The sequence below is a fragment of the Sphingomonas folli genome, from assembly GCF_019429525.1.
Classification (GTDB): Bacteria; Pseudomonadota; Alphaproteobacteria; order Sphingomonadales; family Sphingomonadaceae; genus Sphingomonas; species Sphingomonas folii.
The window spans coordinates 360,891-386,583 of sequence record NZ_JAHXZL010000003.1; the positions used below are offsets into that span (position 1 = coordinate 360,891).

The following is a 25,693-nucleotide window of genomic DNA, read 5'->3' on the forward strand; positions in this document are numbered from 1 at the left end:
GGCGCTGCGCGACCGCGTCCCGTCCGCTTCAACGGAGAACAGTGAGAATGCTCTTCAATCGTCGTGATCTCGTCACGCAGGCAGGTGCGCTCGGGCTTTCCTCGCAGCTCCTCACGAGCGCGGCCGACGCGGCCGTTCGTGGGGGCGCCGCACCCGATGCCCTCGCTGTCCCCGATGCCGTCGCAGCTCGCACCGCGGACGGCACGATCACCGCGCTCACCCGGCAGGGCACGACGTGGAGTACGCGCGGGCTGAAGCTCAGCGTCGAAGGCGAGCGGCAGGCCAACGGGCACGGGCTGAACGTCGCGCTGGAGAGCGGCCGTGCCGACGTCACCTTCCTGCGCTTGCGCTGGCGCCGGCGGATCGCACCCGACGCGCGTGTACTCGCGGACACGTGGGAGCGCGCCTATGGCGAGCTCGGCTGGCGCGGCCTTGCTCCCGAGCGAGCGCTCCCCTGGTATTTCGTGCTGCAACAGGGCGAGAACGTCGCCGCCTTCGGCGTGGAGACCCAGCCCAACGCTTTCTGCTTCTGGCAGTGCGACCCCGATGGTCTGTCGCTATGGATCGACCTGCGCAATGGCGGCGAGCCCGCGAACCTCACCGGCCGTCACCTCGCCCTGTGCCGGGTGCTCTCGTCGCAGTGGAGCGGCGGGGCAGACAGTTACGACCCCCTTCGCGCCTTCTGCGCGCGGATGTGCCAGAAGCCGCTGCTGCCGGCCGGGCCGATCGTCGGCAGCAACGACTGGAACTACGCCTACGGCCACAATACTGCGGCGGGGATCCTGCGCGATGCCAAGCTGATGGTGGAGCTATCCCCCCCGGGCCACCGACCGTTCGTCGTCATCGACGACGGGTGGCAGGACAAGGCCCGCTTCCCCGACCTGGGCGAGCTCGCCGCGCAGATGAGACAGAGCGGCGCGCGGCCCGGTATCTGGATCCGTCCGCTCCGCGCCGAGCAGCAGATTCGCGCGACGCGACTGTCGCCGAAACGCTTCGGTGACGCCGCGGCGGCGGAGATCGCGGCCTATGACCCATCCGTGTCCGACGGCATGGACGCCATCCTGCGCTCCGTCCGCGACGCGCGCGCGCAGGGCTACGAGTTCATCAAGCACGACTTCACCACCTTCGAGATCTTCGGGCAGTGGGGCCGCGACATGGGCGCGCAACCCGGGCGACGCGGCTGGCGCTTCGCCGACCCGACCCGCACGACGGCGGAGATCGTGCTCGACCTGTACCGATCGATCCGCGCGACGGCGGGGACGAATTGCACCATCCTGGGCTGCAACACCTTCGGTCACCTCGCCGCGGGGATCTTCGAGACGCAGCGTATCTCGGACGATACCAGCGGCCGCGAGTGGGAGAGGACACGGCGTTTCGGCGTCAACGCGCTGGCCTATCGCATCCCCCAGCACCGCACCTTCTTCCACGCGGACCCCGACATCGTCGCGGTCACCCGCATCATCCCCTGGCGGCTCACCGCGCAGTGGCTGGACGTCGTGGCACGCAGCGGCACGACCCTGTTCATCGCGCCGGCCCCAGACGCGATGTCCGACGAAGCGAGGGCCGCCGTGCGCGCAGCCTTCGCCATCGCCGTCGGCAACCCGGCAGGACATCCGATTGCCGCATCGACCTCCCCGACACCAGAAGAGTGGCGCTTCACGTCACCGCCGGTCACGAGGCGGTACGATTGGGACGTGCCCGACGGTGCCGACCCGTTCGTGTGACTAGATGACCGGCTCTCAGGGGCGGCTGCCCGCATGCGCGAGCTGTCGGGCCGGTGCGTACCTTCCGTCGGACCACCTGCCTGCCTCGGCGACGCGTGCCGTGACCCGTCTGCCAAGACCTTCGCCCACCCGAGCAACACCACGCCATGGCCGATCCTGAGATGTTCGCCAGCGCCGGCTCGGACAGGACGCTGGTGGGCCGGCCGGATCTCGGGCGCAACTCTGACCTTCGGGCTGCAGGATCCTGAACGGCCTCAACAAGCCCCTGCTCACCATCAACCGCCGTATCTGGCAGATATCGATCAACGGGACGGCGCCCTATGCCTCTCACGGCACCTGCGACCTGATCGACGTCGCGGATCACCGTCCCTTTTGAGCAGGCGGCGGGCGGGCGGGAACGTCCTGACCGCCCGATCGATCAGCGGGTCGAGGTGAACTCGCCTTGCACTACCGCTGCGCCGGCGACAACTCGCGCGCTGCGATCTCCAGCGCCTTGCGGATCGCCGGGTGGCGTCGTCGCTCTGTGCGGCAGGCGACATCGAACGCCTTCTACAAACGCACGAAGATCGGCCAGCAGCAGGTCGGGCTGTTCGAGCGCCGCGAAATGGCCGCCACGTTCCATCTCCGTCCATGACTCGATCCTGTAGCTGCGTTCGGCGAGCGAGCGCGGCGGAAGCGGGAAGACCGGATCGGGGAACGCTGCGAACCCTGTGGGAACGGTGACGCGCGAGCCGGCCGGGAACACGTGGGAGCCTTCCAGGACGCGCCCACGATAGAGCCAGGTCGAGGTGACGAACGATCGGGGCGCCACGTAGAGCATGATGTTGGTGAGGAGTAGATCCTCGTCGAAGGCAGCCCATAGGTCGGGGCGGCCGGCGTCGTCGCGAGGCACGTCCGCCCAAGCGCCGAACTTCTCGAGGATCCAGGCGGCGACACCGACCGGGCTGTCCGACATGGCGATGCCGAGCGTCTGCGGGCGGGTGCTTTGCTCGAGAAAGTAGCCGCGCTCCTCCTCGGCAAGCCTGCTCACGCGCTCCGCCCAGGCCTTCTCTTCGGGCGTTTCGGGATCAACGCCGTCCGTCTGCGCCGTCATCATGTTGATATGGAGCGCAGCGACGCGATCGGGATAGTCGTGGGCCAGCCAAGCGCCGATCGCACTGCCCCAGTCGCCGCCCTGGACGATATAGCGCGAACCCGGGAAAAGCTCGCGCATCAGCCCGTCCATCAGCGCGGCCGTGCGTCGCGGCCCGATCGGCGCGTCCGGGCGGCCGGAGAAAGCGAAGCCGGGCAGCGATGGGACAACGACATCGTGCCCGTCCCCCGCCAGCGGATCGATCAGCGCCTCGAACTCGATAAACGACCCGGGCCAGCCATGTAGGAGCAGGATCGGCAGCCGCGAGCCGTCTCCGCTCTCCTTGACGAGATGAAGCGTCTGCCCGTCGATGTCGGCGAGGTGATGCTGCCGTCGGTTGAGTTTCGATTCTTGGGCGCGCCAGTCGAAGGCCCTGAGCCAATAGTCGACCAGGCGGCGAAGGTCGGCAAGACCGACGCCCGACTTCCAACCGCCGGCGTCGGGGAAATCTGGCCAGTCGAAGCCCTCGACCTGCCGCCGGATCCGGCTCAGGCGGTCATCTGAGATGGCGATCTTGAATGGACGGATCACGTTGTGCCTCTTCTTTGGGAATCGTTTCGTCGGTCAGCTTTCCGGACCTGGGCGTAATCCCCTGCTCGGCGACGCGGTCCTGGGCGGCGTTCCTTCGTCGACCGGCGGGTCCGCGCTGAGTCGCTTGCCTCGATAGAAACGTAAGCGCTGGGAAAGGCCGAGACTATTGGCGCAATCGTGCATGGTCCGGTAAGCCTGGCTGGACAATGAAGCTCGACCTCAACGCCCTCGCCACCCTCGCGGCGGTCGCTCGCGCCCGGAGCTTCAGGGGCGCGGCCGATCAGCTCGGCGTGACCCGGTCGGCGGTCAGTCAAGCCGTCCGAAGGGTAGAAGACGTGCTGGGCGTGGCGGTGCTGCGTCGGACAACGCGCAGTGTTGCGCTGACGGAGGCAGGCGAAGCCCTGCTGGATCGCGTCGCCCCGGCGCTCGCCGAGATCGAAGCGGCTGCGACGGCCGCGGCCGCCCATGAAGGCAAGCCTGCCGGCCTTCTTCGCCTCGCGGTGTCTTCGATCGCGGAAACGTTCCTATCGGGAGACCTGCTGGCGTCCTTTCGGGCCGCCCAGCCGCAGGTACGTCTCGATATCCTCGTCACCGATTCCAGATTCGATATCGTCGCAGGCGGGTTCGATGCTGGCGTGCGGCTCGGCGAAGTGATCGAGCGCGACATGATCGCGGTGCCGGTGAGCGAGGAGCAGCGCCAGATCGTCGTTGCCTCGCCCGCCTATCTGGCAGCGGCCGGGACGCCGCTTCATCCGCGCGAGCTGACACAACACCACTGCATCGGCTGGCGTTCGTCCGACGGGACGGCACCCTATCGCTGGGAGTTTCGCGAGGCCGGGCGCGAGTTCGCCGTCGAGGTCGACCCCGAGGTGACGACCAATGACATGCCCCTGATGGTGAAGATGGCGCTCGCCGGCAGCGGCTTGACCATCGGCATGTCCGAGACATTTGCGCCGTGGCTGCACAGCGGGGAACTGAGACAGGTGCTGGGACCGTTCTGTCCGCCGCTTCCGGGCTTCTTCCTGTTCTATCCCGGTCGCCGCCACATGCCGCTCAAATTACGCGCCCTGGTGGATCATGTGGCCGAGTGGCGGACCGGGCGGAGATGATCGATATCAAATTGAGATGACGCGCTCTGCCACAATCGAAGGTTGAACGGGCGGGCTAGCCAAACATCGCTCATGTCGCCGCCTGCATCGGGGAGGTTCGGGCACGTTTTCTGACGGATCAGGCGTTCGCGGTGGCGCTCAGGGTCGGTAACTTCCGAGCTCGACGCAACGAAGCACAGAGCCGATCACATGCCATACGAGATCGTCGTCAATGGTCGAGCGCACACGGTAGAGGAGGACGGGCAGACGCCGCTCCTCTGGATCCTGCGCGACATGCTCCATCTCACCGGGACCAAATATGGCTGCGGCATCGCGCAGTGCGGCGCCTGTACCGTGCATGTCGACGGCCAGGCGATGCGTTCCTGCTCCCTGCCGCTGGAGGCGGCGGTTGGCTCGCAGATCGTCACCATCGAGGCGGTCGCGGGCGTCGAGGCCGACGCGGTGCGGGCCGCCTGGGTCGAGCGCGACGTGCCGCAATGCGGCTTCTGCCAGTCGGGCCAGATCATGAGCGCGGTGGCGCTGCTCCGCCTCATCCCTGCGCCTACCGACGATGACATCGACCAGGCGATGAGCGGCAACATCTGCCGCTGCGCGACCTACAACCGCATTCGCGCCGCCATCCACGACGCGGCGCGAACGGTGTCGGCATGAGCGGTGGGCCGGCCCTCCGCTCGGTCGCGCCGCGCCGGCGCAGGCTCAGCCTTGGCTGCCTGCCGCTCCTGCTGATCGCCGTGGCGGTGAGCGCGCTGGTCGCCGCGATCGCGTTACGCCCGGCCGCTCTGGCGCGGCCAGGTTCTGTCGCGGCCCAACCCAGGAGAAGCGCGATGACACACTTGCGACCGGTCGTGTCGTTCGCCGCCATCGACGATCGCGGCGCCCGCTCGGTCGCGCTGTTCGCCGAGGCGGGACGCGTGATCCAGCATCCGCGCTGCATGAACTGCCACCCGCGCGGCGATCGCCCGACCCAGACCGATGCGATGCGGCCGCACATGCCGGCCGTGGCGCGCGGCGTCGACGGCGGTGGCGCGGCGACGCTCCGCTGCACGACCTGCCACCACGCCGCGAACTTCGCGTCGTCGGGCGTGCCGGGCAACGCGGGGTGGAAGCTCGCGCCGGCCGAGATGGCGTGGCAGGACCGATCACTCGGCGAGATCTGCCGCCAGATCCTCGATCCCGCGCGCGCCCACCTGGACCGCGCCGCGTTGCTCCATCACATGGCGGAGGACGACCTCGTCGGCTGGGCATGGCACCCCGGCGGTGCACGCCAACCCGCCCCCGGTACGCAGGAGGAGTTCGGCGCCCTCATCAAGGCCTGGCTCGAGACCGGCGCGCGGTGCCCGGCATGAACCATCCTTCCACTCGCGGCCCGCGGCTCACGCGCCGACGCATGATCCTGGGCGGGTCGCTCGTCGGCGGCGCGCTGGTGGTCGGCTACACCGCGACCCACCCGATGGCGGTGGCGGGCGCCCTGCTGAGCGGCGGCGGCGTCGATCCCGAGCCGAGCGCCTTCGGCCCCTATATTCGCGTCGCCCCGGACGGCGCCGTGACGGTCGTCAACCGCCAGCAGGAGCTCGGCCAGGGCATCCACGCCGGCATGGCAGCGATGATCGCCGAGGAACTCGACGCCGACTGGTCGCGGGTCACGGTCGTGACCGCACGCAGCAACTTCCGCGCTTATGGGCCGCAGGCCTCGGTCGGGTCGCGCTCGATCTCGACCAATTGGGACCTGATGCGAACCGCGGGGGCCGCCGCGCGCGCGATGTTCGTCGGCGCGGCCGCGCAGCGCTGGCAGGTTCCGCCGCGGCTCCTCGCGGTCCGCGACGGCGTGGTCTCGCACCAGAGCTCGAGCCGATCCGCCACGTTCGCGGAGTTGCTCACCGACGCCGCGAGGCAGACCCCACCGCAGCGACCGACGCTCAAGTCGGTGAGCGACTATCGGCTGATCGGCACCGAACGGGTGCGGCGCAAGGACAGTGCGCCGAAGAGCACCGGCGCGCAGATCTATACGCAGGACGTCAGGCAGCCTGACCTGCTGATCGCCATGGTCGCCCACAGCCCGCGGCTCGGCGGCAAGCCGGCCCGCTACGATCCCTCCGACGCGCGCAAGGTGAGCGGCGTCGTCGACGTCTTCGCGATCGAGACCGGGGTCGCCGTGGTCGCCGAGAGCACCGCCGCGGCGCGCCGGGGTCGCGACGCGCTACGCGTCGAGTGGGACGACAGCGCGGCGGAGCGGCGCTCGTCGCCCGAGCTGGTCCGCTATTATCACGACCTCGCCGCGGGGCGCGGTGACGTGAGCCCGAGTGACTTCGCCATGAAAGGCGATGCGCCTGAGACCCCGTTCCGCGGCGACGTCGTCGAGTTCGCCTTCGACTTCCCCTATCTCGCGCATGCGCCGATGGAGACGCTCGACTGCGTCGCCGCGGTCAGGGGATGGGACGTGTCGATCACGTCCGGCGCTCATCTGCCGAGCATCGATCAGGTGCAGGCGGCGTTGACCGCGCGCACGATCCCGGGGCGAGTCGACCTGGAGGTGATCCCGGCCGGCGGCTCGTTCGGTCGACGCGGCGTGATGAGCGCCGACTATGTCGTCGAGTGCGTGCGCATCGCCAGGCGGACGAACGGACGACCCGTCAAGATGATCTGGACGCGCGAGGACGAGATGATGGCCGGATACTTCCGGCCGATGTCGCACCACCGCCTCTGGGTTCAGATGGGCGACGACGGTCTGCCGCAGCGCTGGCGGATCCATACCGTCTGCCAGCCGCTTGTGCCGATCGGCCCGAACAGCCAGGCGATCGAGGGAATCGACGGCTCACCCTATTTCGCCACGGCGTCGACCGTGGACGGCAAGGTCTTCAGCCCCTCGTTCGCGGTACCGCCCTCCTTCTGGCGGTCCGTCGGCCACTCCCACGGCGGCTTCGTGATGGAGCATGTCATCGACCAGCTCGCCAGGCGAGCCGGCCGCGATCCCGCCGCCTATCGCCGCACCTTCTATGAGCGCGCCGGCGACAAGCGTCGACTTGCCCTGCTCGACACCTTGTGTCGCCGCGCGGGTTGGGGCGAGCCTCTGGGCGGCGGCTGGGCGCGCGGTATCGCGATCCACGAGACCTACGGCACCTTGGTCGGCCAGGTGGCGGAGGTGCGCCTCGAGCACGGGCGGCCGAGGGTGCGACGCGTCGTCGCGGTCGCCGATTGTGGGATCGCCGTCGCGCCGGACCAGATCAGGGCGCAGATGGAGGGCGGGATCGGCTTCGGCCTCTCCGCCGCGCTGTTCGGCGCGGTCACGCTCCGGGACGGGATCGTCCAGCAGACGAACTTCGATAGCTATCCGGTGGTGCGGATGAGCGACATGCCCGCGGTCGAGACACATATCATGCCTTCCGCTGACCGCCCGACAGGGATGGGCGAGCCCGGCGTGCCGCCGATCGCGCCCGCGATCGCCAACGCTCTCCTCGCGCTCACCGGACACCCGACGCGAAGCCTTCCGATCATCTAGGCGCTTCAGCCGACGCCGTCGGACGAAAACCGCGGCGACCTGCGCGTGCTCGTCATAGGTGACCCTGGCGGCGATCACGACGCGACCGCGGCACGTCCTCGCCGGTGATCAGCCGCCGTCCCAAAGCGCGGCGAGCGAGGGGTCGAGCGAGCTCAGGCGAGCGGCGCCGAGTGCTCCGGTGTGGACACGGATTCGGATCCCACACCGGTAACTCCCTCGACCCGGTACGCCTTTATCGCGCGGTGGCCTGCGCGAGCAGCTCCCTGAACTGGAGCACGTCGCGCTTCGGAGCGATGCCGAAGGAGCGGCTGTACTCGCGGCTGAACTGCGACGCGCTCTCGTAGCCGACGTGATAGGCCGCCTCGGCGACGTTGGCTGCCTCCGAGAGCATCAGCCGCCGCGCTTCCACCAGCCGTAGCTGTTTCTGATACTGCACCGGCGACATCGACGTCATCGTCTTGAAATGATGGTGGAAGGAGGACGAGCTCATGTTCGCCACCGCGGCCAGCTGCTCGACCCGGATCGGCTCGGCGAGATGGTCGCGGACATAATGGATCGCGCGCGCGACCCGCTCGGCGTGGGTCTCGGGGGCCGCCAGCTTGGCGATCTCAGCGCCGTAGGGTCCGGTGAGCAGCCAGTAATGGATCTCGCGCATCATCGCTGGGCTGAGCACCGGGACCGCGCCGGGATTGCTCATCAGCCGCACCAGACGGGTGAGGCACTCGGCGAGCTGCTCGTCGACCTGGCCGACGAAGATCGAGGGCGTCGCCGCCGCGCTGCGCGGCGGCGCGGGCACCTGCTGGAGCAGCTCGCGCAGGATCGCGGTGTCGAACTCGATCGTCATGCCGACGTAAGGGGTCGCCGGCGTCGCCCCCACCATGCGCCCGACCGCGGGCACCTCGACGTTGATGACGAGGCACTCCATCTCGGCATAGTCGAGCGTGCGGTCGCCGAACATGATCTGCTTGGCGCCCTTGAACACGATACACAGCGACGGCTTGTAGATGTTCGGCACGGGCATGATCGTCTGGAACGAGCGCACCAGCAGCACGCCGGGCATGCCGGTATCGAACCGCCCCTGCCCGCCCCCGCGCGCCTCCATCAGATCCAGCGCCGCGGACATCAGCGCGGGCGGTGTCTGCCGCCGAACCGACGCGTGGCTCGGAGGAAAAGGCAAGATTTCTGCGGTATTCGCCATTCTGGTCATCGACCGGTCCTTCTAGCTTGAGCGTGCCAGATCAAGCAAGGAAGCCGAGTTATGCCACGATCATCCAAGACGTCAATCAGTGTTTCGCCGGGCATGAAAGAAGCGCCGCGACGGTGGCGCAGAGACAAAGCAGACATGTGGCGGCTGGTGTACCTCTATCCGCGCTTCGTCCTGCTCTCGCCGCTGTTCGACGATTCGTTCGGGCGCGAGATGATGCTGGCGCTGCCGAGCTAGACACAACGCCATCTCTGTGTCGCGCGCGGTCGGTGAGCGCCATGTGCGTCGCCCGCGCCGATGTCGCTCGTCCAGGCGGACGGTTGGATCCGGCCGCTCACCTGGTCGCGGCCGCGCCGTGCCGAGCCGCCGGGGCCCCAATCGAAAGGATCTTCATCCCCATGCGCAGCCCCACGCGCGCGACGATCGCGCTCGCCCTACTTCTCCCGCTCGCTTTGCTACCCGCCGCCGCGTCGGCGCAGCTGCCCTCCGACGACGCGCCGCACGGGCAGGTCGCGCTCGGCGGCGGGATCGCTCCGCGCTACGACGGCTCGGACGAGGTCCGCGCCATCCCTTTCCTGCTCGGTGACGTCCGTTATCGCGGGGTCACGCTCGAGCTGCGTGGGCTGCGCGCTAGAGTCGACCTCGCCGCCGACCCACGGCTGTCGATCGGGCCGGTCCTCGGCGCGCGGCTGAACCGCGACGACGTCGATGGTCCGGTCGGGCTGCTGCCGACGATCAGGACCGCAATCGAGGCGGGCGGCTACGTCGAATACCGGTTCGGCGGCGACGCGCTCGGAGAGGGCGCGCTGTCCACCGAGCTCAGTGTCGTCCACGACGTGTCGGGTGTCCACGATGGGCTGATCGCCACCGCCGGACTCGGCTACGCCGCGCTGCGCAAGCGCGACACGTTCGTCGTGCTCGACGTGCAGGCGAGCTGGGCCGACCGCGACTATACCCGAACCTATTTCGGCATCGACCCCGCCGCCGCGACGCGCAGCGGGCTCGGCGCCTATCGCCCGGGTGACGGGTTCCGCGACCTCGGCGTGGGACTTACCGCGGGCCATTATTTCGACCGCCACCTCGGCGTCATCGGACGGCTGGGCGCGACCTATCTCGTCGGCGACGCCGGCGACAGTCCGGTCACCGCCCAGGGGAGCCGCTGGCAGCCGCTCGCCGGCCTGACCCTCTCCTACCGCTTCTGAGGCGCGCCATGACCGAGCGTATGCCGGCGCCGATCCCGCTGCTGCCCTGCTCCCCCGTCCTGCTCGAGCAGGATCCCGCACTCGCCCGCCGACCGACGCCGCGCTAGCGTAGCCGGGGCGCGTCTGAGACCGCCTACAGCTCACTTGACTAGGAGGCCGAGTATCCGTGAGCCATTCTCCCCGCTCGGGCGTCGGCCTCCTCGTACATGCGGGGCGTGGCACGCCGCCGCTTATCTGTTGCCACGCTGCCAAGACGTCCTTTGCACGCGATCATAACGGCGCCTCGAGCGTGCCGAGCCATCGTTCGACCGCTTCGTTGACCGCGGCGGGCGCTTCCAACATGAGCATGTGACCGGCCTCGATCACCGCTTCCGTCAGTAAGCGGCAATCCTCCCGCATCGGCGCGGCGAGATCGCTGTGCACCGTGTCGCAGACGGTGTCCCAAGAAGCGTGGACGAACAGAGCAGGCAGGTCGATCCGGCCGAACGCGGGCGCCTCCCGCGCGAAGATCGCGTTATCGGCATCGTTCAAATACCAAGCGTTCGCGCCTCTAAAGCCAGTCTGCTCGAACGCAGCGACAAAGGCTTCGAAGGCGTCAGCGCTCAGCATCGTTTCATCCCGCGTCATGACGGGCGCGTGTCGGTCTGGTCCGAAGAAGCCTCCGCGCGATCGCAGATCCGAGAATTTGGACGGCCTGCCGACGACATCGGGCGACGTGCGGCGATACATCGCGGCGAAGGTCGCGCGCACGTCCGCCGCGAGCGCGCCCGCAGCAGCGCCGGCGTGCTCGCGGTGATAGAGCCAGTAGTCGAACTGCCCGGCTGGATGAAGGTCGACCGGGTAGAGCCTGCGGTTCACCGTCGCGATCATGTTCTCGACCGTCGCGCCGCGAGCGAAATACGGCACGCAGAGAGCCGCGACCGCTCGACATCGTTCGGGATGATGCGCCGCGATCGACCACACCGGCGCGCACCCCCAATCGTGCCCGACCCAGATCGCCGGCTCGGCGCCCAGCGCATCGTGCAGCTCGAGCAGGTCGGCGGTTATCTCGCGAACCGCGTAGTCGGCCACGCGCGTCGGAACCGAGGAGGCTCCATAGCCGCGCATGTCCGGGGCAACGCATCGGTATCCTGCGGCGGCGAAATGGCGCAGCTGATGCTCCCAGATGATGCCAAGCTCGGGCCAGCCGTGGACGAAGATCATCAGCGGCCCCTCGGCCGATCCCGCCTCGATCCATGCCGTGCGATGACGCGGTGTCTCACAGACCCCGCCGCGGAACCGATCAGCCACCATGTCAGCGGTCCTTGGTGGCGATGAAACGCCAGTCGGCGAGCACGGCAAAGCGATGCGGCTTGGCGTGCTGGACGTAGGTGTCGCTGACAAGAATGCGGCGCAGATCAGCGTATCCGGCGTAGCGCACGACCACGATCTCGTCCCAATCGTCGTCCGGGCCGACCAGGAGACCGGCAAGGCGCGTGCCGGCGTAGACGAGCTCCGGCGCGATGCCGAGCTCCTCGGCGGCCCGCCGGAAGCCGCCGACGTATCCTTGGTAATATCCGCTCCGCGAGTCCGGTCGCGCGCCCTCGAAGCCAGCGGGATAGTCGGGCGTCTCACGAAAGCGAAGCAGGTTCACCATGACGACAGGTCCGTCGCCGATCGCGCGCGCGGCCTCAACCAACCGGCGATCTTCGAGTTCGAGGTTCGGGTTCATCATCTCGCTCCTTGTTGATCGGGAGACCATCGCCATGTGCGGAGCGATTGTGTAGAGCCGGTCCGAGCAGGACGGAGTTGCCACCGTGTCCACACCGCCCTCGTTCCAGCGCCTCATCAACCTGCTGCATTTCGCGCGCGTGGTGGACGCCGGATCATTCGCCGAGGCCGCCCGCCGCGCGGGGACGACGACGTCGGCGTTGTCCAAGGCTGTCTCGCGGTTCGAGCAGGCGCACGGGGTCCGCCTGCTTCACCGGACCACCCATGCGATCTCGCTCACGCCCGAGGGCGAGCGGCTGCTCGACGGTACGCGCGATCTTCTGCGTGAGGCGGAGCGGCTCGAGGCAGTGCTTGACCGCGCCTCTGCCAGCGGCGCGGGCGGGCGTATTCGGCTGAGCGCACCCGCGTCGCTGATCCGCGCGCGACTGGCGCGGCAGATGCCGAGGCTGCTGCGCGCGAACCCGGACATAGAGCTGGAGCTGAAGGCCGACGACGGCACGCTCGATCTCGCCGCCGAGGGGATCGACATAGCGATCAGGCTCGGCCCCCTCGAGGGCCAGCCCGGGGTCGTCGCCATGCCGCTCGGCAGCTCGCCGTCGGTGCTGTGCGCGACGCCTCGCTACGTCGAACTGGTCGGCGCGCCGCACTCGCCCGCCGACCTCGACTCACACAAACAGATCGGCTTTCGTGATCCCGCCAGCGGACGACTGCTCGCGTGGCACTTCACCGACCCCGCGACCGGGACGGCGATCCGGCACCTGCCCCGCCCGCGCATCGTGGTGGAGGACATGAGCGCGATCTGGTCGATGATGCGCACGGGGCTCGGCCTCGCCTGGTTACCCGCCTGGGTCGGGCTGGCGGACCTGCGCGACGGTCGCATCGTCGAGCTGCTGCGCGACTGGCGCGGCCCGGCAACCGCGATGCATGCCGTCCGGCTCGACCGTCGGTACACGCCGATCCGCATCAGACGGCTGCTCGACGACCTGCGCGAGGCCGCTCGCGAATGGCACGTCGACGACGATCGGTCGTGACGCCTTATCGATCTGCGATGAAGCTGAGTCCTGGCATCGATGGGACGGAGCCGCGCTCGATCACCGCGCCGCGCCACGTCGGTCGCGCGCGCCTCATCCCTCTCAGGACGACCGCAGGCGCCGGTCGATCTCGCGACAGGCCAGCGCGGTGATCGCGCAGGCGAGCGGCACCAGCAGCAGCCCGATCGACAGCCCGCGCCCCCAGCCCGCCGCCGCGACCGAGTCGCTGACGGCGCCGACGAGCAGAGGGGCCAGTGCCGGCCCGAAGAGCCCCGATGCGACCAGCGCGAGGCTCGACGCGGTCGCCTCTCGGCCCTCCCCCGCCACGCGATGCGCCGCCCCGAAGGCGTAAGGCAAGGTGAAGGCGAAGGCGAACATCGCCGGGGTCAGCAGCGCGCGAGCGCACGTTGTGGTACGAACAGCGCCGCCGCGGTCGTCGCCGCCGCCAGCGCGAAGGCGCGCGCTGGCGCACGCAGCAGCGCTTCCCCGCCCGCGCGGGACGCCGCGTCGAAGCCGCGTCCGCCCAGCACCGTCCCGACGATGCCGAGCCCGCCTTGCAGCAGACCGAAGGCGAGCCCCGCCTGGGTGGCGGTCAGCGCGTGCGCGCGGATCAGAAAGGTCGCAGCGAAGGCGTAGAAGGGCGCCGAGGCGAAGCCGATCGCGATCGCGGCGAGCAGCACCGCGCGGAAGGCGGGGATGGCCAGCAACCCACGGGTCGCCGCGGCGAAGCCCCTGGCGCCATCCGCCGTGCCGGCCGCGGACGCGACGCCCGCCGCCGCATAGACGAGCGGGCCCGCGATCGCGCCGAGTGCACCGGCGCCGAGCAGCACGAGCCGCCAGCCATAGGCCTCGCTCAACGCGCCGCCCGCGGCGAAGCCAGCCATCGTGCCGAGCGGGATGCCCATCGAGAAGATCCCGATCGCCAGGCCACGACGTTCCGGCCCCAGCCGGCGCGCGATCAGCGCGTGGCTCGACGGGATCGCGCCCGCCTCGCCGAGCGCGACGCCGAAGCGGCTTGCCGCCAGCGTGGCGAAGCCCGTCGCCAGCCCGCCAAGCGCGGTCATCGCGCTCCATACCAGGCTGCACGCCAGCAGTACCGCACGCGGCGAGCCGCGATCGGCCAGCCGCGCCATCGGCAGCGACAGCAGCGCGTAGCACACCGCGAAAGCAAGCCCGGTGACCAGACCGATCTGGGTGTCGCTCAGCCCCAACTCGCCGCGGATCGCCTCGGCAAGGATGAAGGGCAGCATGCGGTCGATCTGCGCGACGAGGCTGACCAGGAACAGCGCGCCGAGCAGCAGCGCGGCGCGATGTCCGGTGAGCGCGGCGGCGGAAGCGGGCTCAGCCGACATGCGCGATCGCTCGGGCGGGCGTCGCCGCGTCGAAGCGGACGCCGGTGAGTTCCTCAGAGACGGTCCAGAGCCGTGCCGCGACCGCGGTATCGAGCGCACGCGGCGGGAAGCTGGCGTCCGTGGGATAACCGCGCAGCCCGGCGAAACCGTCCGGGCCGTAATAGCCGCCCGCCCGCGCGCCCGGCGCGGTCGCGGCGTATAGCGTCGGCAACGCGCCGCGTGCGACCGGCTGGAACAAGAACGGCATCCAGGAGCGGATCCGGCCCTGGATGCTGCGAGCACCGGCGCCGTTGTGGATCAGATCCGTCCGCGAGATACCGGGATGCGCCGCTAGGCTGGTCACCCCCCAGCCGCCCGCGTCACTGCGGCGCTGTAGCTCGAGCGCGAACAGCAGGTTGGCGAGCTTGGACTGAGCGTAGCGAGCCATCGGATCGTAGGCGCGCTCGGCCTGGAGGTCGTCGAAGTCGATCCGGCCGCGCGGTGCGGCGATGCTCGATACCGAGACGACGCGCGGCGCGCGACCGCGGCGAAGCAGCGGCAGCAGCGCCGCGGTCAGCGCGACATGGCCAAGATAGTTGGTGCCGAACTGCAGCTCGAAGCCGTCGCTGGTGAGCAGGCGTCGCGGCGGCACCATGACCGCGGCATTGTTGACAAGCAGATCGAGTCGCCCGACCTGCGCCTCGACGCGCCCGGCGCAGGCGGCGACCGAGGCGAGATCGGCGAGGTCGCAGCGCTCGAACCGCACCGCGGCACCGGGCGCCTCGCGCCGGATGCGGGCGATCGCGGCGGCACCCTTGGCAGGGTCGCGCCCGGCGACGATCGTGTCACACCCGGCGCGGGCAAGCTCGAGCGCATCCTCGAGACCCAGCCCGCCGGTGCCGGTCACCAGCGCGATGCGGCCGTGTTGCGGGGGAAGGTCGGACGTGGTCCAGCGCGCCATGAGGGTCTCCGTCGGTAAGTGAGGACGACGGTCAACCTAGGCGCACCGCCCTCTGGCTCCATGCCGGATGCCGGGAATTTCCTGCCCGATCCTCCATCGGCTCACGGTTCCTCGCGCGAGATGTCGGCCTGACCAAGAAGCGGTCACTCACGGCGCCGTGCCCGCCTCCCAACGTCGGTTGCCCATTCATCTCGACAGCTGACATGCTTGACGCGCCGCAAGGCCGCTGGGCTGGTCGGGTTCTGGGAACACGCGATCATCATGAAAGGCGGCGGTCGCGTCGGCATTGAGCGATTACTTTCGGTCGAGCCGTCGATCGAGGAAGTCGTCGATCAGTGCGGCGATCTCGGCACATCGCGTGTGCAGCGCGAAATGGCCGGCATCGAGCAGGTGTATCTCCGCGTCGGGCACGTCGCGCGCGTGTGCCTCGGCACCGGCAGGTAGGAAGAAGGCGTCGTGCCGGCCCCACGCCGCCAGCAGCGGCGGCCGGTGCCGGCGCAGATATGCTTGAAATTCAGGGTATCGGGCGACGTTCGAGCGGTAGTCGAGGATCAGATCGAGCTGGATCTCGATCGCGTCCGCGCGCTCGAGGAAATGTTGGTCGAGCAGCCACTGGTCCGGCGCCACCGTGCCCTCTCATCGGCCGCAGCGCTCCAGATCTGCCCCTCGCGGGCGGCGGGAGGTTGAACGAGGCGCTCCGCACCGGGCACGCTCTCTTGGTCCTTCTCGGTAGCGCCGTGCCGTCACACGGACTGGCCGGAACGTATGACGGGCTCGCCTGTGTCGCCGCCGACTCGCTGCGCGATCCCGAAGTCGCCGCCCTTCTCGTGCGCCCGGATGGCTTCATCGCCTGGGCAGGTCCCAGGAGTGAGCGCGCCGGCTTAGCGCGGTGCGCCGCTCGCCTGGCCGGTCTACAGTCTAGGCCAGCGAGCGACATCTCGCCGGCAAAAACCGGAACGAAGGTCGGGGTCGGAGGCGCAGGACGCGACCGACGTCGAACCTCTGTCGTGCCGCGGTTGGGTCCAAGAACGGGCTAGAAATGCCGCGGCGCGAGGTGGAGCAGCAGCGCGGTGGCCGCGGCGCCGACCAGCGCCGCCGCGAGCAGCAGCACCGCGAACCAGCCGAGCGCGCGCGCCGCGAGCCGCCTGCCCGCGGCCTGCTCGGCGGCGCGCCTCACCCCGGTGACGAGCAGCGAGAAGACCAGCGGCACCACCGTCACAGTCAGCGAACCGAGCCACAATCGGCCGACCGGCTTGGCCACACTGGCGGCCGCGGGTGCCGCCGCGCTGCCCGCCGGCAGCGCACCCGCGACCACCCCAGCGCCAGCCCGGCGAGGGTTTGCGCCGAGGGGCCGCTCAGCACGCGGGTGTGATTTCATACGATGGGGCAGGGGCGCGGTCAGCTCGCGTCGTCGGGGCGGTTCCTTCGCATGGCCGCGACCAGCGCCGCGTCGGCGTGCCCGGCGACGATCTCGGCGAAGGTCGCCGCGCGCTCGTTCTGGCCCAGCTTGAACTGCGGCTCGCACGAGACGATCCGCGCGCGGAAGGCGACGACATGGCGCGCGAGCTCGTCGAAGCGCGCGCCCATCTGCTCGGGTCGCCACCCGCCCGCGGGCTCGAGCTGCGCGGCGAGGCGGCGCAGCGCGTCCTCGGTCTCCTCCGGCACGAAGGCGAGCGTGGCGACGATCCGCAGCGCGGCATAGTTCCACGTCGCGCCCCAGGTCGGGTTCGAGACCAGCCGCGGCGAGACATAGCCCTCGGGACCGCGGAACAGGATCAGCGCGCGCGGGTCGCGCTCGAACGCGGCGACCTGCGGGTTGCGGCGGGGGTAATGGCCGACCAGCGCCACCGGCCTGCCGTCCGCGTCACACTCGGCGATGAGTGGGAGCAAGGTGGCGTCGCGGTCGTCCGACACCACCCAGGCGAGCGGGTGGTCGTGGATCAGCGCGCCGATCTCGTCCGGCGAGAGCGGGACGAAGCTCACGCCGGCGCGCGCCGCAGCACCGCCGCGAGCCAGCGCGCGGCGTCGTCGAACGCCGCGTCGGCCAGCGGCGAGACCGATACGGCCTCGAGGAAGCTGTGCGTCGCGCCGGGGTAGACGCACGCCTCGACCGCGACCCCGGCGGCGTGGAGCCGCTCCGCCATGGCGCGGTTGCAGTCGGCGAGGATGTCGCACTCGGGGATCGTCACGAAGGTCGGCGGCAGGCCGGTCAGTTCGGCGCGCGCGGGGACCACCAGCGGGTCGTCGAGCGTCGCGGGTTCGCCGGCATAGTCGCGCCAGAACTGGTCCATCTCCGCGATCGTCAGCATATAGGCGGGGCCGTCGTAGCGCGCGTAGCTCCGGGTCGGCGCGGGATCGAAGGCGCCGTAGTTGAGCAGCAGCGCGGCGGGCAGCGGCTTGCCGAGCTCGCGGAGGCGCAGACTCGTCGCGACCGCGAGATTGCCGCCGGCCGAATCACCGCCCACCGCGATCCGCTCCGCGGCGATGCCGTGCGCGGCCGCCTCGTCGCGCAACTGGCGATAGGCCGCGACCACCTCGTCGAGCGCGACCGGGAAGCGCACCTCGGGCGACAGGCTATAGTCGATCCCGACCACCACCACGTCGGCGCGCGCGGCATATTCGCGCATCAGCCGGTCGTGCGTGTCGATGCTGAACATCGTCCAGCCGCCGCCGTGGACGTACAGCAGCGCCGGGCGTGGCGCCGTGCTTCCGCCGGGATAATGGAAGCGCGCGCGGCAGCCGGCGAGCGTGCCGTCGCGCGTCTCGGCCATGGCCGGCCCGCCAGCGCGCCACGGCGCGCGCACCACCTCCGCGGCGGCGCGGCGCTCGGGCAGCGGCAGCGCGGCGAAGTCGGAGAACTGGCCGTAGCCGTGATTGAGCGCGACGACGAAGCGGCGGATGTCGGGATCGACGTCGTCGTGCGCGGCGAGCGCCTCGGTGGTGAGAGTCATGCGTCCTGCTCCTCGCGCGGGCGCTGGCGGCCCGTTGCGCCGTCCCGTTCTCGCCCGCCGCTGTCGCACGGCTCGCCGCCTCCGGCCCCTATCCGCCCGGGCCGATCATGCGCGCGCGCGGGCCGAGTCACGGCAGCGCGTAGAGGCTGGGCGGTACGCCATAGGCGCGGCGGAACATCGCGGTGAAGGCGCTGGGGCTGTCATAGCCGACGTCGAACGCGATCGTCGTGACGGAGCGCCCCGCCGCCATCAGCGAGAGCGCCTCCATCAGCCGCACCTGCTGCCGCCACACCGCCAAGCCCATCCCGGTCTCGCGCTTGAACGCCCGCGTGAAGGTGCGCCGCCCCATCCCCGCGATGCGCGCCCAATCGTCGACGTCGCGGTCGTCCGCCGGATGGGCGAGGATCGCGCGGCAGACCCGCAGCAGGCGCGCGTCGGCGGGCATCACCGCGCCATAGGGTGCCAGCGGCATGGCGGCGATCTCGTCGAGCAGCACCGCCACGATGCGCCCGGCGTGGCCGTCCGCGTCATAGTCGGCGCCGAAAGAAACGACCTTGAGGATCAGGGCCTTTAGGAAGTCGCTCACCTCGATCACGCGGCACGGCGGCGGATCGGGGTAGAGCGCCGGGTCGACGTAGAGCGTGCGCAGCGACACCGGGCCGCGGCACGACACCTCGTGGCGCTGCCCCGCCGGAAGCCACAAGGCGCGCTGCGGCGGCACGACGAAGCTCGTCGCCGGCGTCTCCACCGACATCACGCCCGAGCAGGCGTACAGCACCTGGATCCAGTCGTGCGCGTGCATCGGGTCGACGAAGCCCGCGCCATATTCGTCGGTGAGCCCGCGCACCGGCTGCGCCGCGCGGCCGCTCGGCCCACTCACGATGCTGGCTGGTCCATCGTAGCGAAGCTGCCACGCACGCCGCGGCTGGACAAGCCCGCGGCGCGAACCCGCGGCAACGGCGGCCGCCCCGCCTGTCACCGCAGTGCGAAGCGCAGGTTGGCGCCGATCGTACGCGGCCGCGTCACGCTGCCGGCGAAGGAGAAGGGCGCGTTGAGGATGCCGTAGGTGTCGAACAGGTTCTTGGCGAATACCCCGGCCTCGATGCCGTCGCCGAGCCGGATCGCGGCGTTGAGGTCGACCAGGCTGTAGTCGCCCTTCTGCAGCGTCGCGCCGAAGGCGACCGGGGCCGCCGACAGATAGCGATACGCGACGCCGATGCGCGGCCGCAGCGGCGAGCTCCGCAGCTCCCAGTCGAGCTGGTTGGCGATGATCCAGTCCGACGCGCCGGGCAGCTGCGTGCCCGCGGCGTAACCGCCCCCCGGCGCGTTGCTGTCGGGCAGCAGCCCGGACAGCCGCGCGTCATTGTAGGTGACGTTGGCGCTGTAGGTCAGGTTGGCGGTCGGGCGGAAGACCAGCGACAGCTCGACGCCGTCGATCTTGGCCCCACCGCCGTTGACGGTATAGGCGTCGAAAGTGACGGGCGTGAACAGCCGCGACTGGATGTCGTTCCACTTGATGTGGAAGGCGGCGATGTCGAACGACATCGCGCCCGGCACCAGCTCGAACTTGGCACCGACCTCATAATTCTGCGTGCTGTCGCTGCCGAACGTCAGCGGCGTGCCCGAGGCCGCGCTGTAGACGTTGACGCCGCCGATGCGGAATCCCTCGGAATAGAGGCCGTAGAGCGTGAAGCGGTCGCTCGGCTTGTAGGCGAGCGACACCTTGGGGACGAAGCCCGACTGTTTCTGCGAGCCGGGCTGATAGTCGAACGGCGCGATCAGCGCGGCGTTGGGCAGGAACTGCAACCGCGGCCGCGACTCATATTGGAAGACGCGACCGCCGAGCGTCAGCGTCACCTGGTCGAGGAAGGTATATGCGAGCTCGCCGAAGGCGGCGATCTCGCGCACCCGGTTGGTACTGACGGTGCGCCGCAGCAGGTCGCCCGGCGCGATCACGCTGCTTGGCTGATCGGCGAAATCGCCGGGGTTGGCGTCGATGTAATCGGCGATGCCGTCGAGCCGCGCGCCGTCGGTCGAGTCGGACCGCAGCTTGGTGTAATTGGCGCCGATCAGCCAGGTGAACGGCCCGGTGCCGCTCGAGGCCAGCCGCATCTCGCCGTAATAAGTGGTGGACTTACCGGTCGAGCTGGAGAGCTGCGGCGTGCCAGTGCGCGCGTCGATGCCGAGGAAGATCGAGTCGTCGAAGGCGAGATCCGCCTTCTTCTGCGTGTAGCTGCCGATCGCGGTGAAGTTGGCGAAGCCGAGCTCCTGGTCGAGCCGCAGGCTGTACAGCCGGATCTCGGTGTCCTGATATTCGTCGACGTTGGTGTTCCGCTCGAACGTCTTGGGATCGTCGCCGAACAGCACGTAGGTCTGGTCGTCGAGGTCATATTCCTGGTACATCGCGAGTGCCGCGAGCTTGGTCGTGGCGCCAGGCTGCCACACCACCGAGCCGCGCAGGCCGCGCACGCGCAGGTCGTTGCTGCCCTTCTCGCCGGTGCCGACATTGTCGAGATAGCCTGCATCGTAGCGCTGCAACGCCACCAACCGCACCGCCAGCTTGTCGTCGACCAGCGGCACGTTGACCATCGCCTTGGCGGCGTAGCTCGCCTCGCCCGCGCGCCGCGTGCTCGAGACGATTCCCTCGGCGCCGGCGTCGAGCCGGGTGGGATCGGCCTCGTTGACGACGTAATTGACCGCGCCGCCCAGCGAGGAGGAGCCGAACAGCGTGCCCTGCGGCCCGCGCAGCACCTCCACCTGCTTGACGTCGAACGCGTCGATATCGGGGATGACGAGCGGGAAGCCCGGCTCCACCAGCGGGATCTGGTTGATGTAATAGCCCGTCGTCGCCTGATTGGCCTCGTGATAGGTGGTCGAGGCGACGCCGCGGATCACCACCTCCGAGACGCCGGGCTGATAGTCGTTGAAGACAACGCCTGGCACGCGCGTGATATAGTCCGACAGGCTCTGCGCGTTGAGCCGCTGCAGATTCTCCTGGGTCACCGCCGAGACCGATCCGGCGACGTCGCTCGCGGCCTCGTCGCGCTTGGTCGCGGTGACCACGATCTCGCGCTCGCTGCCCGCGTCGGCGTCCGCGCTCGCCGCGGCGGGCACCGTCTGCGCCGCCGCGGTGGTGCTCGCGAGCGTCATCGCCGCCGCCGCCAGGATGCTCGCCCCCGCGAGTTGTGAAACGATCGTGCGCATCGCCGCCCCCATTCTTCTCAACAATGCTGTCGAAGATCATAGTTGACGCTGATTCTTGCGGCGTGGCCGCACGGACAGGGCCGATCGCCGTCGCGATCGGGCCATTCGCGCGCGCGCGATTGCGGCACGTGCGGGCCTGGCCCTAGCGTCGACGACGACGCAGCGCCCGAGGATCCTTGACCGTCATGCCCTCCCCTCTGACTGATCGCGCGCGTCGGCGCTTCCTCGTCGGCGCTGGTGCGACGGCATTGCTCGTCGCGACCGAGAGGCCGGCGCGAGCAGCGGGCGTCGCTCTGCCGACGCCGCCCGTGACGCCGCGCGTGCCGATGCTGCGACACCAGCTCGGACGGACGCGCGACGATCCCTACGCCTGGCTGAAATACGTCCCGGCTCGCGGGCAACGCGACATCGCGACCATGCCCGCCGCGATCCGCGACCATCTGCTCGCCGAGAACGCTTATGCCGGCGCCGTGCTCGACCGCGTCGCCGCCGCGGAGCGCCGCTTCCTCGCCGCGCTCGACGCGCGCGCGCCGCTGGGCGGCGGCGCGCCCGACGTCGCGCGCGGCGGCTGGACCTACAGCGTCGACGAGAGCGCGGGCGCGCACCCGCGCTACACCCGCCGCCGCGCCGGCACCGGAACCGTCGAGCTACTGCTCGACGAGAATGAGCGCGCGCGCGGCCAGGCTTATTACCGCACCACGGGGCAGCAGGTCAGCCCGGACGGACGCCTCTACGCCTGGGCCGAGGACGTCGGCGGCAACGACCGGCACCGGCTGTGCGTGCGCGATCTCGCCAGCGGCGCGGTGCGCATCGTCGTCGACACCGACGCCTATGGCTATGGCGGGCTGGTGTTCTCGCCCTCCTCGCGCTGGCTGTTCTGGATCTGGCGCGACGCGCGGAACCGGCCGACCCGGGTGTATCGCACGCCGGTGACCGGCGGCGAGCGCGTGCTGGTCTACGAGGAACATGACCCCGCGATCTTCATGGCGATCGCGCGCACCGCGGCGGACGGCTTCGTCGCGATCACGCTCTCGGGCCCGGACACGAGCGAGGTGCGGCTCATCGCCGCCGACGCTGAGGAGCGGGCCCCCGCGCTGGTCCGCCCGCGCGCGTCCGGGCGTCGCTACGCGATCGATGAGTGGGACGGCGCGCTGATCGCGCTGATCGAGGACGAGCAGGCGATCGACGGGCGTGTCGCCCGGCTCGACCGCCGCAGCTTCGTCGAGACGGACACGCTGGTGCCGCACCGTGTCGGCACGCAGATCCTACAGCTGGTCCCGTTCCGCCGCGCGCTGGCCTGGGTCGAGCGCCGCGACACGCTGCCGCGGCTGATGCTGCTCGCCCCCGGCGGCGCCGCGCGCGAGGTCGCCTTCCCCGGCGATGCCTATGCGCTCACCGTCCCGGGCGAGCAGGACTATGCCGCACCGACCTGCCGCGCCACGATCGAGACCCCCGCCGCGCCGCCGCGCTGGGTCGCGGTCGACCTCGCGAGCGCGCGGACGACGACGATCGCGACGCAGCGGCTCGCCGGCTACGACCCGGCGCGCTTCACCGTGCGCCGTCTCTATGCCACCGCGCCCGATGGCGAGCGCGTGCCGATCACGCTGCTGACGCGCCGCGGCGCGCGCGCGGACGGGCGCGCCCCGCTGCTGCTCTACGGCTACGGCGCCTATGGCGTGTCGAGCGAGGCGCTGTTCGACGTCGCGCCGACCGTGCTGGTCGAGCAGGGCTGGAGCTATGCGATCGCGCACGTGCGCGGCGGCGCGGAGAAGGGCCGGCGCTGGTTCCTCGACGGGCGGCGCCACCATAAGCGCAACAGCTTCACTGACTTCATCGCCTGCGCGCAGCATCTCGCCGCGACGGGCCATGCCGCGCGCGACCGGATCGTCTCCTACGGCCTGTCCGCGGGCGGGCTGCTGGTCGGCGGCGCCATGAACCTGGCGCCGGCGCTCTGGGCCGGGGTGATCGCGACGGTGCCCTTCGTCGACATGCTCAACACGATGAGCGACGCCGACCACCCTCTCGTACCATTGTTCCGCCCCGACTGGGGCGATCCGCTGTCGAGCGTGGCCGACTATGATTACATGCTGAGCATCTCGCCCTATGAGAACGTGCGGCCGGCGCCCTACCCGCCGCTGTTCACCACTGCCGGGCTCAAGGACGATCGCGTCGGCTATTGGGAGCCGGCCAAGCTGGTCGCGGCGGTCCGCGCCGCCTCGACCGCGCGCGCACCAGCGCTGCTGCTCACCGACGTCGCCGCTGGCCACCAGGGCAGCGCGGGGCGCGACTCGGTCAACCACAAGATGGCGCGGCTCTACGCCTTCGCCCAGGGCTGCGTCGACGGGAGCTTCGCGTGACGATCGTGTTCGACCAGCGCCAGCTCGCGCATGCCCCGGCGCGCGAGCTGCACAACGGCGACTGGGTCGCCTACAACGAATGCCCCGCGCGCGCGGAGTCGATCGTGGCGGCGCTCGGCGCCACGACGGCGGCGCGCGACCTCGGCATGGCGCCGCTCGCTGCGGTGCACGGCGCCGATTACCTCGCCTTCCTCCGCGTCGCGCATGCCGACTGGGTCGCCGCGGGACGGCAGGGCGATGCGATCGGCTATACCTGGCCGGTGGTCGGGCGGCGCGCGCTCGACCTGACGCGGATCGACGCGCGGCTCGGGCGCTACAGCTACGACGCGGGCACGCCGATCGCCGCGGGCACGTGGGAGGCGGCCTATTGGTCGGCGCAGACCGCGCTGACCGCACTCGACGAGGTCGCCGCGGGGGCGACACGACGCGCCTTCGCGCTGTGCCGCCCGCCCGGTCACCATGCCGGACGCGATTATCTCGGCGGCTATTGCTACCTCAACAACGCCGCGATCGTCGCGGCCGAGGCGCGGCGCCGTGGGCTCGGTCCGATCGCGATCCTCGACGTCGACTATCACCATGGCAACGGCACGCAGGACATCTTCTACGCCGACGGCGACATGCTGTTCGTCTCGATCCACGCCGATCCGGCGACCGATTACCCCTTCTACTGGGGCCATGCCGACGAGATCGGCACGGGCGCCGGCCGCGGCGCGACGATCAACCTGCCGCTGCCGCGCGGCACCGGCTGGGCGACGTACGAACCCGTGCTGGACCGCGCCCTCGTCGCGATCGCCCGATACGGCGCGCGGCTGCTGGTGCTATCGCTCGGCGCGGACCTCTACGCGGGCGACCCTATCTCGCACTTCACCTTCGCGCGCGGCGATTTCGCCGCGCTGGCCGCGCGGCTTGCGGCGAGCGGACTGCCGATCGTGACGGTGATGGAAGGCGGCTATGCCACCGCTGACCTGGGAAACAACGTCGCTGCGTTCGTCACCGGGCTGCACAGCGATGGGTAAGCACCACCTATCACCTTGTCTCAAAGCAGTCATTCGGGCGCCCTGACCGCCTCCCAGGAGGATTACCGCGCCGATCTGCCGCGCGTCGCTGTGCCGAAGACTCTTCGGGTGACAATTATCGTTGGGCTCACGTCCCTTCTACTGGTCAGCGCCGCTCCACAGGCGCCGATACCTGGGCTTGCCCTGCTCCATGGCGCTCCTGCCTGAGCGCTCCTGCTCGCCATGGCTGGCGGCGGATGAACCATCGCTTGGCGGCTCCATCGGCTGCTTGCTCCCTTTCTTGGCACCCTTACCGGCAGTGCCGCGACGCACACCGGAGGCACAGTAGCGGCCCATCATATCTGCCGTACACTCCTGCCATTAAGCGCGACCCCTCTCTTCGTTCGGCGCTGGATAGCCCGGGCGGCCGCACCCACCGATCCCTTACCCTCACGTCATCCGGAGCGACCGGTCGAGATAGATGCAAGCCTTCGAGACTAAGCCATTAGCTAGGAACGACCCACTATCGGTCATTCAAAGGTCCCTGCCAGCCTCCCAATGCCGGCCCCTCGTCCATCTCGCTACCGAGTCCGCTGGGCGCTTCGCGGAGCGGTTCCCTAGCCTGGTTCTGCGAGGGAAGCTGACCGGCGGCTTCGGGGAAGAAGAGCGGCTTAGCTGCCGTTCGGATGTGGCCGAGGATCGCACTCGCATTGGCCAACGAGGTGTAAGCGACTGCGCCGAAGCACCCAAGCAAT

General features: G+C 70.0%; 23 protein-coding genes. 10 read left to right on the plus strand and 13 right to left on the minus strand.

All coding sequences use genetic code 11. The features are described from left to right. Window positions 1-47 precede the first annotated feature (47 nt). Window positions 48-1,724 carry an alpha-amylase family protein gene (locus tag KZ813_RS06595; protein ID WP_219754165.1) on the plus strand — a complete coding sequence of 559 codons (1,677 nt, stop codon included), beginning with the start codon at window positions 48-50 and terminating at the stop codon, window positions 1,722-1,724. Between the two features lie 418 nt (window positions 1,725-2,142). Here KZ813_RS06595 and KZ813_RS06600 read toward each other — a convergent pair whose 3' ends face one another. After that, window positions 2,143-3,387: an epoxide hydrolase family protein gene (locus KZ813_RS06600; RefSeq protein ID WP_219754166.1), complete on the minus strand. Its 1,245-nt coding sequence runs from the start codon at window positions 3,385-3,387 to the stop codon at window positions 2,143-2,145. Window positions 3,388-3,593: 206 nt separating this feature from the next. On the opposite strand from KZ813_RS06600, the gene KZ813_RS06605 reads away from it, so the two are divergent. The 4 genes from KZ813_RS06605 to KZ813_RS06620 all read left to right on the plus strand — a co-directional run bounded on the left by KZ813_RS06605 (window position 3,594) and on the right by KZ813_RS06620 (window position 7,992). Further along, window positions 3,594-4,496: a LysR family transcriptional regulator gene (locus KZ813_RS06605; protein WP_219754167.1), complete on the plus strand. Its 903-nt coding sequence runs from the start codon at window positions 3,594-3,596 to the stop codon at window positions 4,494-4,496. A gap of 189 nt (window positions 4,497-4,685) precedes the next feature. Further along, a complete protein-coding gene (locus KZ813_RS06610) occupies window positions 4,686-5,147 on the plus strand; it encodes a (2Fe-2S)-binding protein (protein ID WP_219754168.1) in 462 nt (153 codons plus the stop codon). Between the two features lie 86 nt (window positions 5,148-5,233). Continuing rightward, window positions 5,234-5,842, plus strand: a complete 609-nt coding sequence (locus tag KZ813_RS06615) for an Isoquinoline 1-oxidoreductase subunit (RefSeq protein ID WP_308461805.1) — start codon at window positions 5,234-5,236, stop codon at window positions 5,840-5,842. Further along, window positions 5,839-7,992 carry a xanthine dehydrogenase family protein molybdopterin-binding subunit gene (locus KZ813_RS06620; protein WP_219754169.1) on the plus strand — a complete coding sequence of 718 codons (2,154 nt, stop codon included), beginning with the start codon at window positions 5,839-5,841 and terminating at the stop codon, window positions 7,990-7,992. The genes KZ813_RS06615 and KZ813_RS06620 overlap by 4 nt, the downstream gene beginning before the upstream one ends. A 232-nt stretch (window positions 7,993-8,224) precedes the next feature. Here the strand turns inward: KZ813_RS06620 and KZ813_RS06625 are convergent, their stop codons facing one another. Then, window positions 8,225-9,115: an AraC family transcriptional regulator gene (locus KZ813_RS06625; protein WP_258046462.1), complete on the minus strand. Its 891-nt coding sequence runs from the start codon at window positions 9,113-9,115 to the stop codon at window positions 8,225-8,227. Window positions 9,116-9,594: 479 nt separating this feature from the next. Here KZ813_RS06625 and KZ813_RS06630 point away from each other — a divergent pair, with 479 nt between their 5' ends. After that, window positions 9,595-10,398: a MipA/OmpV family protein gene (locus tag KZ813_RS06630; protein WP_219754170.1), complete on the plus strand. Its 804-nt coding sequence runs from the start codon at window positions 9,595-9,597 to the stop codon at window positions 10,396-10,398. A 270-nt stretch (window positions 10,399-10,668) separates the two neighbouring features. On the opposite strand, the gene KZ813_RS06635 is transcribed toward KZ813_RS06630, so the two are convergent. Beyond that, window positions 10,669-11,691, minus strand: coding sequence for an alpha/beta fold hydrolase (locus KZ813_RS06635; RefSeq protein ID WP_219754171.1), 1,023 nt, complete (start codon window positions 11,689-11,691; stop codon window positions 10,669-10,671). A 1-nt stretch (window position 11,692) separates the two neighbouring features. Continuing rightward, window positions 11,693-12,109 carry a hypothetical protein gene (locus KZ813_RS06640; protein ID WP_219754172.1) on the minus strand — a complete coding sequence of 139 codons (417 nt, stop codon included), beginning with the start codon at window positions 12,107-12,109 and terminating at the stop codon, window positions 11,693-11,695. Window positions 12,110-12,194: 85 nt separating this feature from the next. Between KZ813_RS06640 and KZ813_RS06645 the strand changes: the two genes are divergently transcribed. Continuing rightward, a complete protein-coding gene (locus tag KZ813_RS06645; RefSeq protein WP_219754173.1) occupies window positions 12,195-13,139 on the plus strand; it encodes a LysR family transcriptional regulator in 945 nt (314 codons plus the stop codon). A gap of 102 nt (window positions 13,140-13,241) precedes the next feature. Here the strand turns inward: KZ813_RS06645 and KZ813_RS20065 are convergent, their stop codons facing one another. The 4 genes from KZ813_RS20065 to KZ813_RS06660 all read right to left on the minus strand — a co-directional run bounded on the left by KZ813_RS20065 (window position 13,242) and on the right by KZ813_RS06660 (window position 16,058). Then, complete coding sequence (locus tag KZ813_RS20065; RefSeq protein ID WP_258046463.1) at window positions 13,242-13,517, minus strand: hypothetical protein; 276 nt, start codon at window positions 13,515-13,517, stop codon at window positions 13,242-13,244. Window positions 13,518-13,525: 8 nt separating this feature from the next. Further along, window positions 13,526-14,491 (minus strand): MFS transporter, encoded by a 966-nt coding sequence (locus tag KZ813_RS06650; RefSeq protein WP_258046464.1) that lies wholly within the window; start codon window positions 14,489-14,491, stop codon window positions 13,526-13,528. After that, window positions 14,481-15,431 (minus strand): SDR family oxidoreductase, encoded by a 951-nt coding sequence (locus tag KZ813_RS06655; protein WP_219754174.1) that lies wholly within the window; start codon window positions 15,429-15,431, stop codon window positions 14,481-14,483. Before KZ813_RS06655 ends, KZ813_RS06650 begins: the two co-directional genes overlap by 11 nt. Window positions 15,432-15,725: 294 nt before the next feature. After that, the gene (locus KZ813_RS06660) at window positions 15,726-16,058 is read right to left on the minus strand and encodes an alpha/beta fold hydrolase (protein WP_219754175.1); all 333 of its coding nucleotides are present in this window, start codon (window positions 16,056-16,058) and stop codon (window positions 15,726-15,728) included. A gap of 56 nt (window positions 16,059-16,114) precedes the next feature. Here KZ813_RS06660 and KZ813_RS20470 point away from each other — a divergent pair, with 56 nt between their 5' ends. Beyond that, window positions 16,115-16,468: an aromatic-ring hydroxylase C-terminal domain-containing protein gene (locus KZ813_RS20470; RefSeq protein ID WP_373369261.1), complete on the plus strand. Its 354-nt coding sequence runs from the start codon at window positions 16,115-16,117 to the stop codon at window positions 16,466-16,468. Here KZ813_RS20470 and KZ813_RS06665 read toward each other — a convergent pair. The 5 genes from KZ813_RS06665 to KZ813_RS06685 all read right to left on the minus strand — a co-directional run bounded on the left by KZ813_RS06665 (window position 16,465) and on the right by KZ813_RS06685 (window position 21,586). After that, on the minus strand, window positions 16,465-16,746 hold the full coding sequence (locus KZ813_RS06665) for a cation:dicarboxylate symporter family transporter (protein ID WP_219754176.1): 282 nt from the start codon (window positions 16,744-16,746) through the stop codon (window positions 16,465-16,467). The genes KZ813_RS20470 and KZ813_RS06665 overlap by 4 nt on opposite strands. 83 nt (window positions 16,747-16,829) lie before the next feature. Beyond that, complete coding sequence (locus tag KZ813_RS06670; protein WP_219754177.1) at window positions 16,830-17,414, minus strand: FMN-binding negative transcriptional regulator; 585 nt, start codon at window positions 17,412-17,414, stop codon at window positions 16,830-16,832. Beyond that, window positions 17,411-18,382, minus strand: coding sequence for an alpha/beta hydrolase (locus KZ813_RS06675; RefSeq protein ID WP_219754178.1), 972 nt, complete (start codon window positions 18,380-18,382; stop codon window positions 17,411-17,413). The genes KZ813_RS06670 and KZ813_RS06675 overlap by 4 nt, the downstream gene beginning before the upstream one ends. Before the next feature lie 127 nt (window positions 18,383-18,509). After that, complete coding sequence (locus tag KZ813_RS06680; RefSeq protein ID WP_308461806.1) at window positions 18,510-19,262, minus strand: AraC family transcriptional regulator; 753 nt, start codon at window positions 19,260-19,262, stop codon at window positions 18,510-18,512. A 95-nt stretch (window positions 19,263-19,357) separates the two neighbouring features. Then, a complete protein-coding gene (locus KZ813_RS06685) occupies window positions 19,358-21,586 on the minus strand; it encodes a TonB-dependent receptor (RefSeq protein ID WP_258046466.1) in 2,229 nt (742 codons plus the stop codon). 185 nt (window positions 21,587-21,771) lie between these two features. Between KZ813_RS06685 and KZ813_RS06690 the strand changes: the two genes are divergently transcribed. Continuing rightward, window positions 21,772-23,943: a prolyl oligopeptidase family serine peptidase gene (locus KZ813_RS06690; RefSeq protein WP_258046467.1), complete on the plus strand. Its 2,172-nt coding sequence runs from the start codon at window positions 21,772-21,774 to the stop codon at window positions 23,941-23,943. Further along, window positions 23,940-24,959, plus strand: a complete 1,020-nt coding sequence (locus tag KZ813_RS06695; RefSeq protein ID WP_219754180.1) for a histone deacetylase family protein — start codon at window positions 23,940-23,942, stop codon at window positions 24,957-24,959. Before KZ813_RS06690 ends, KZ813_RS06695 begins: the two co-directional genes overlap by 4 nt. Window positions 24,960-25,693 lie beyond the last annotated feature (734 nt).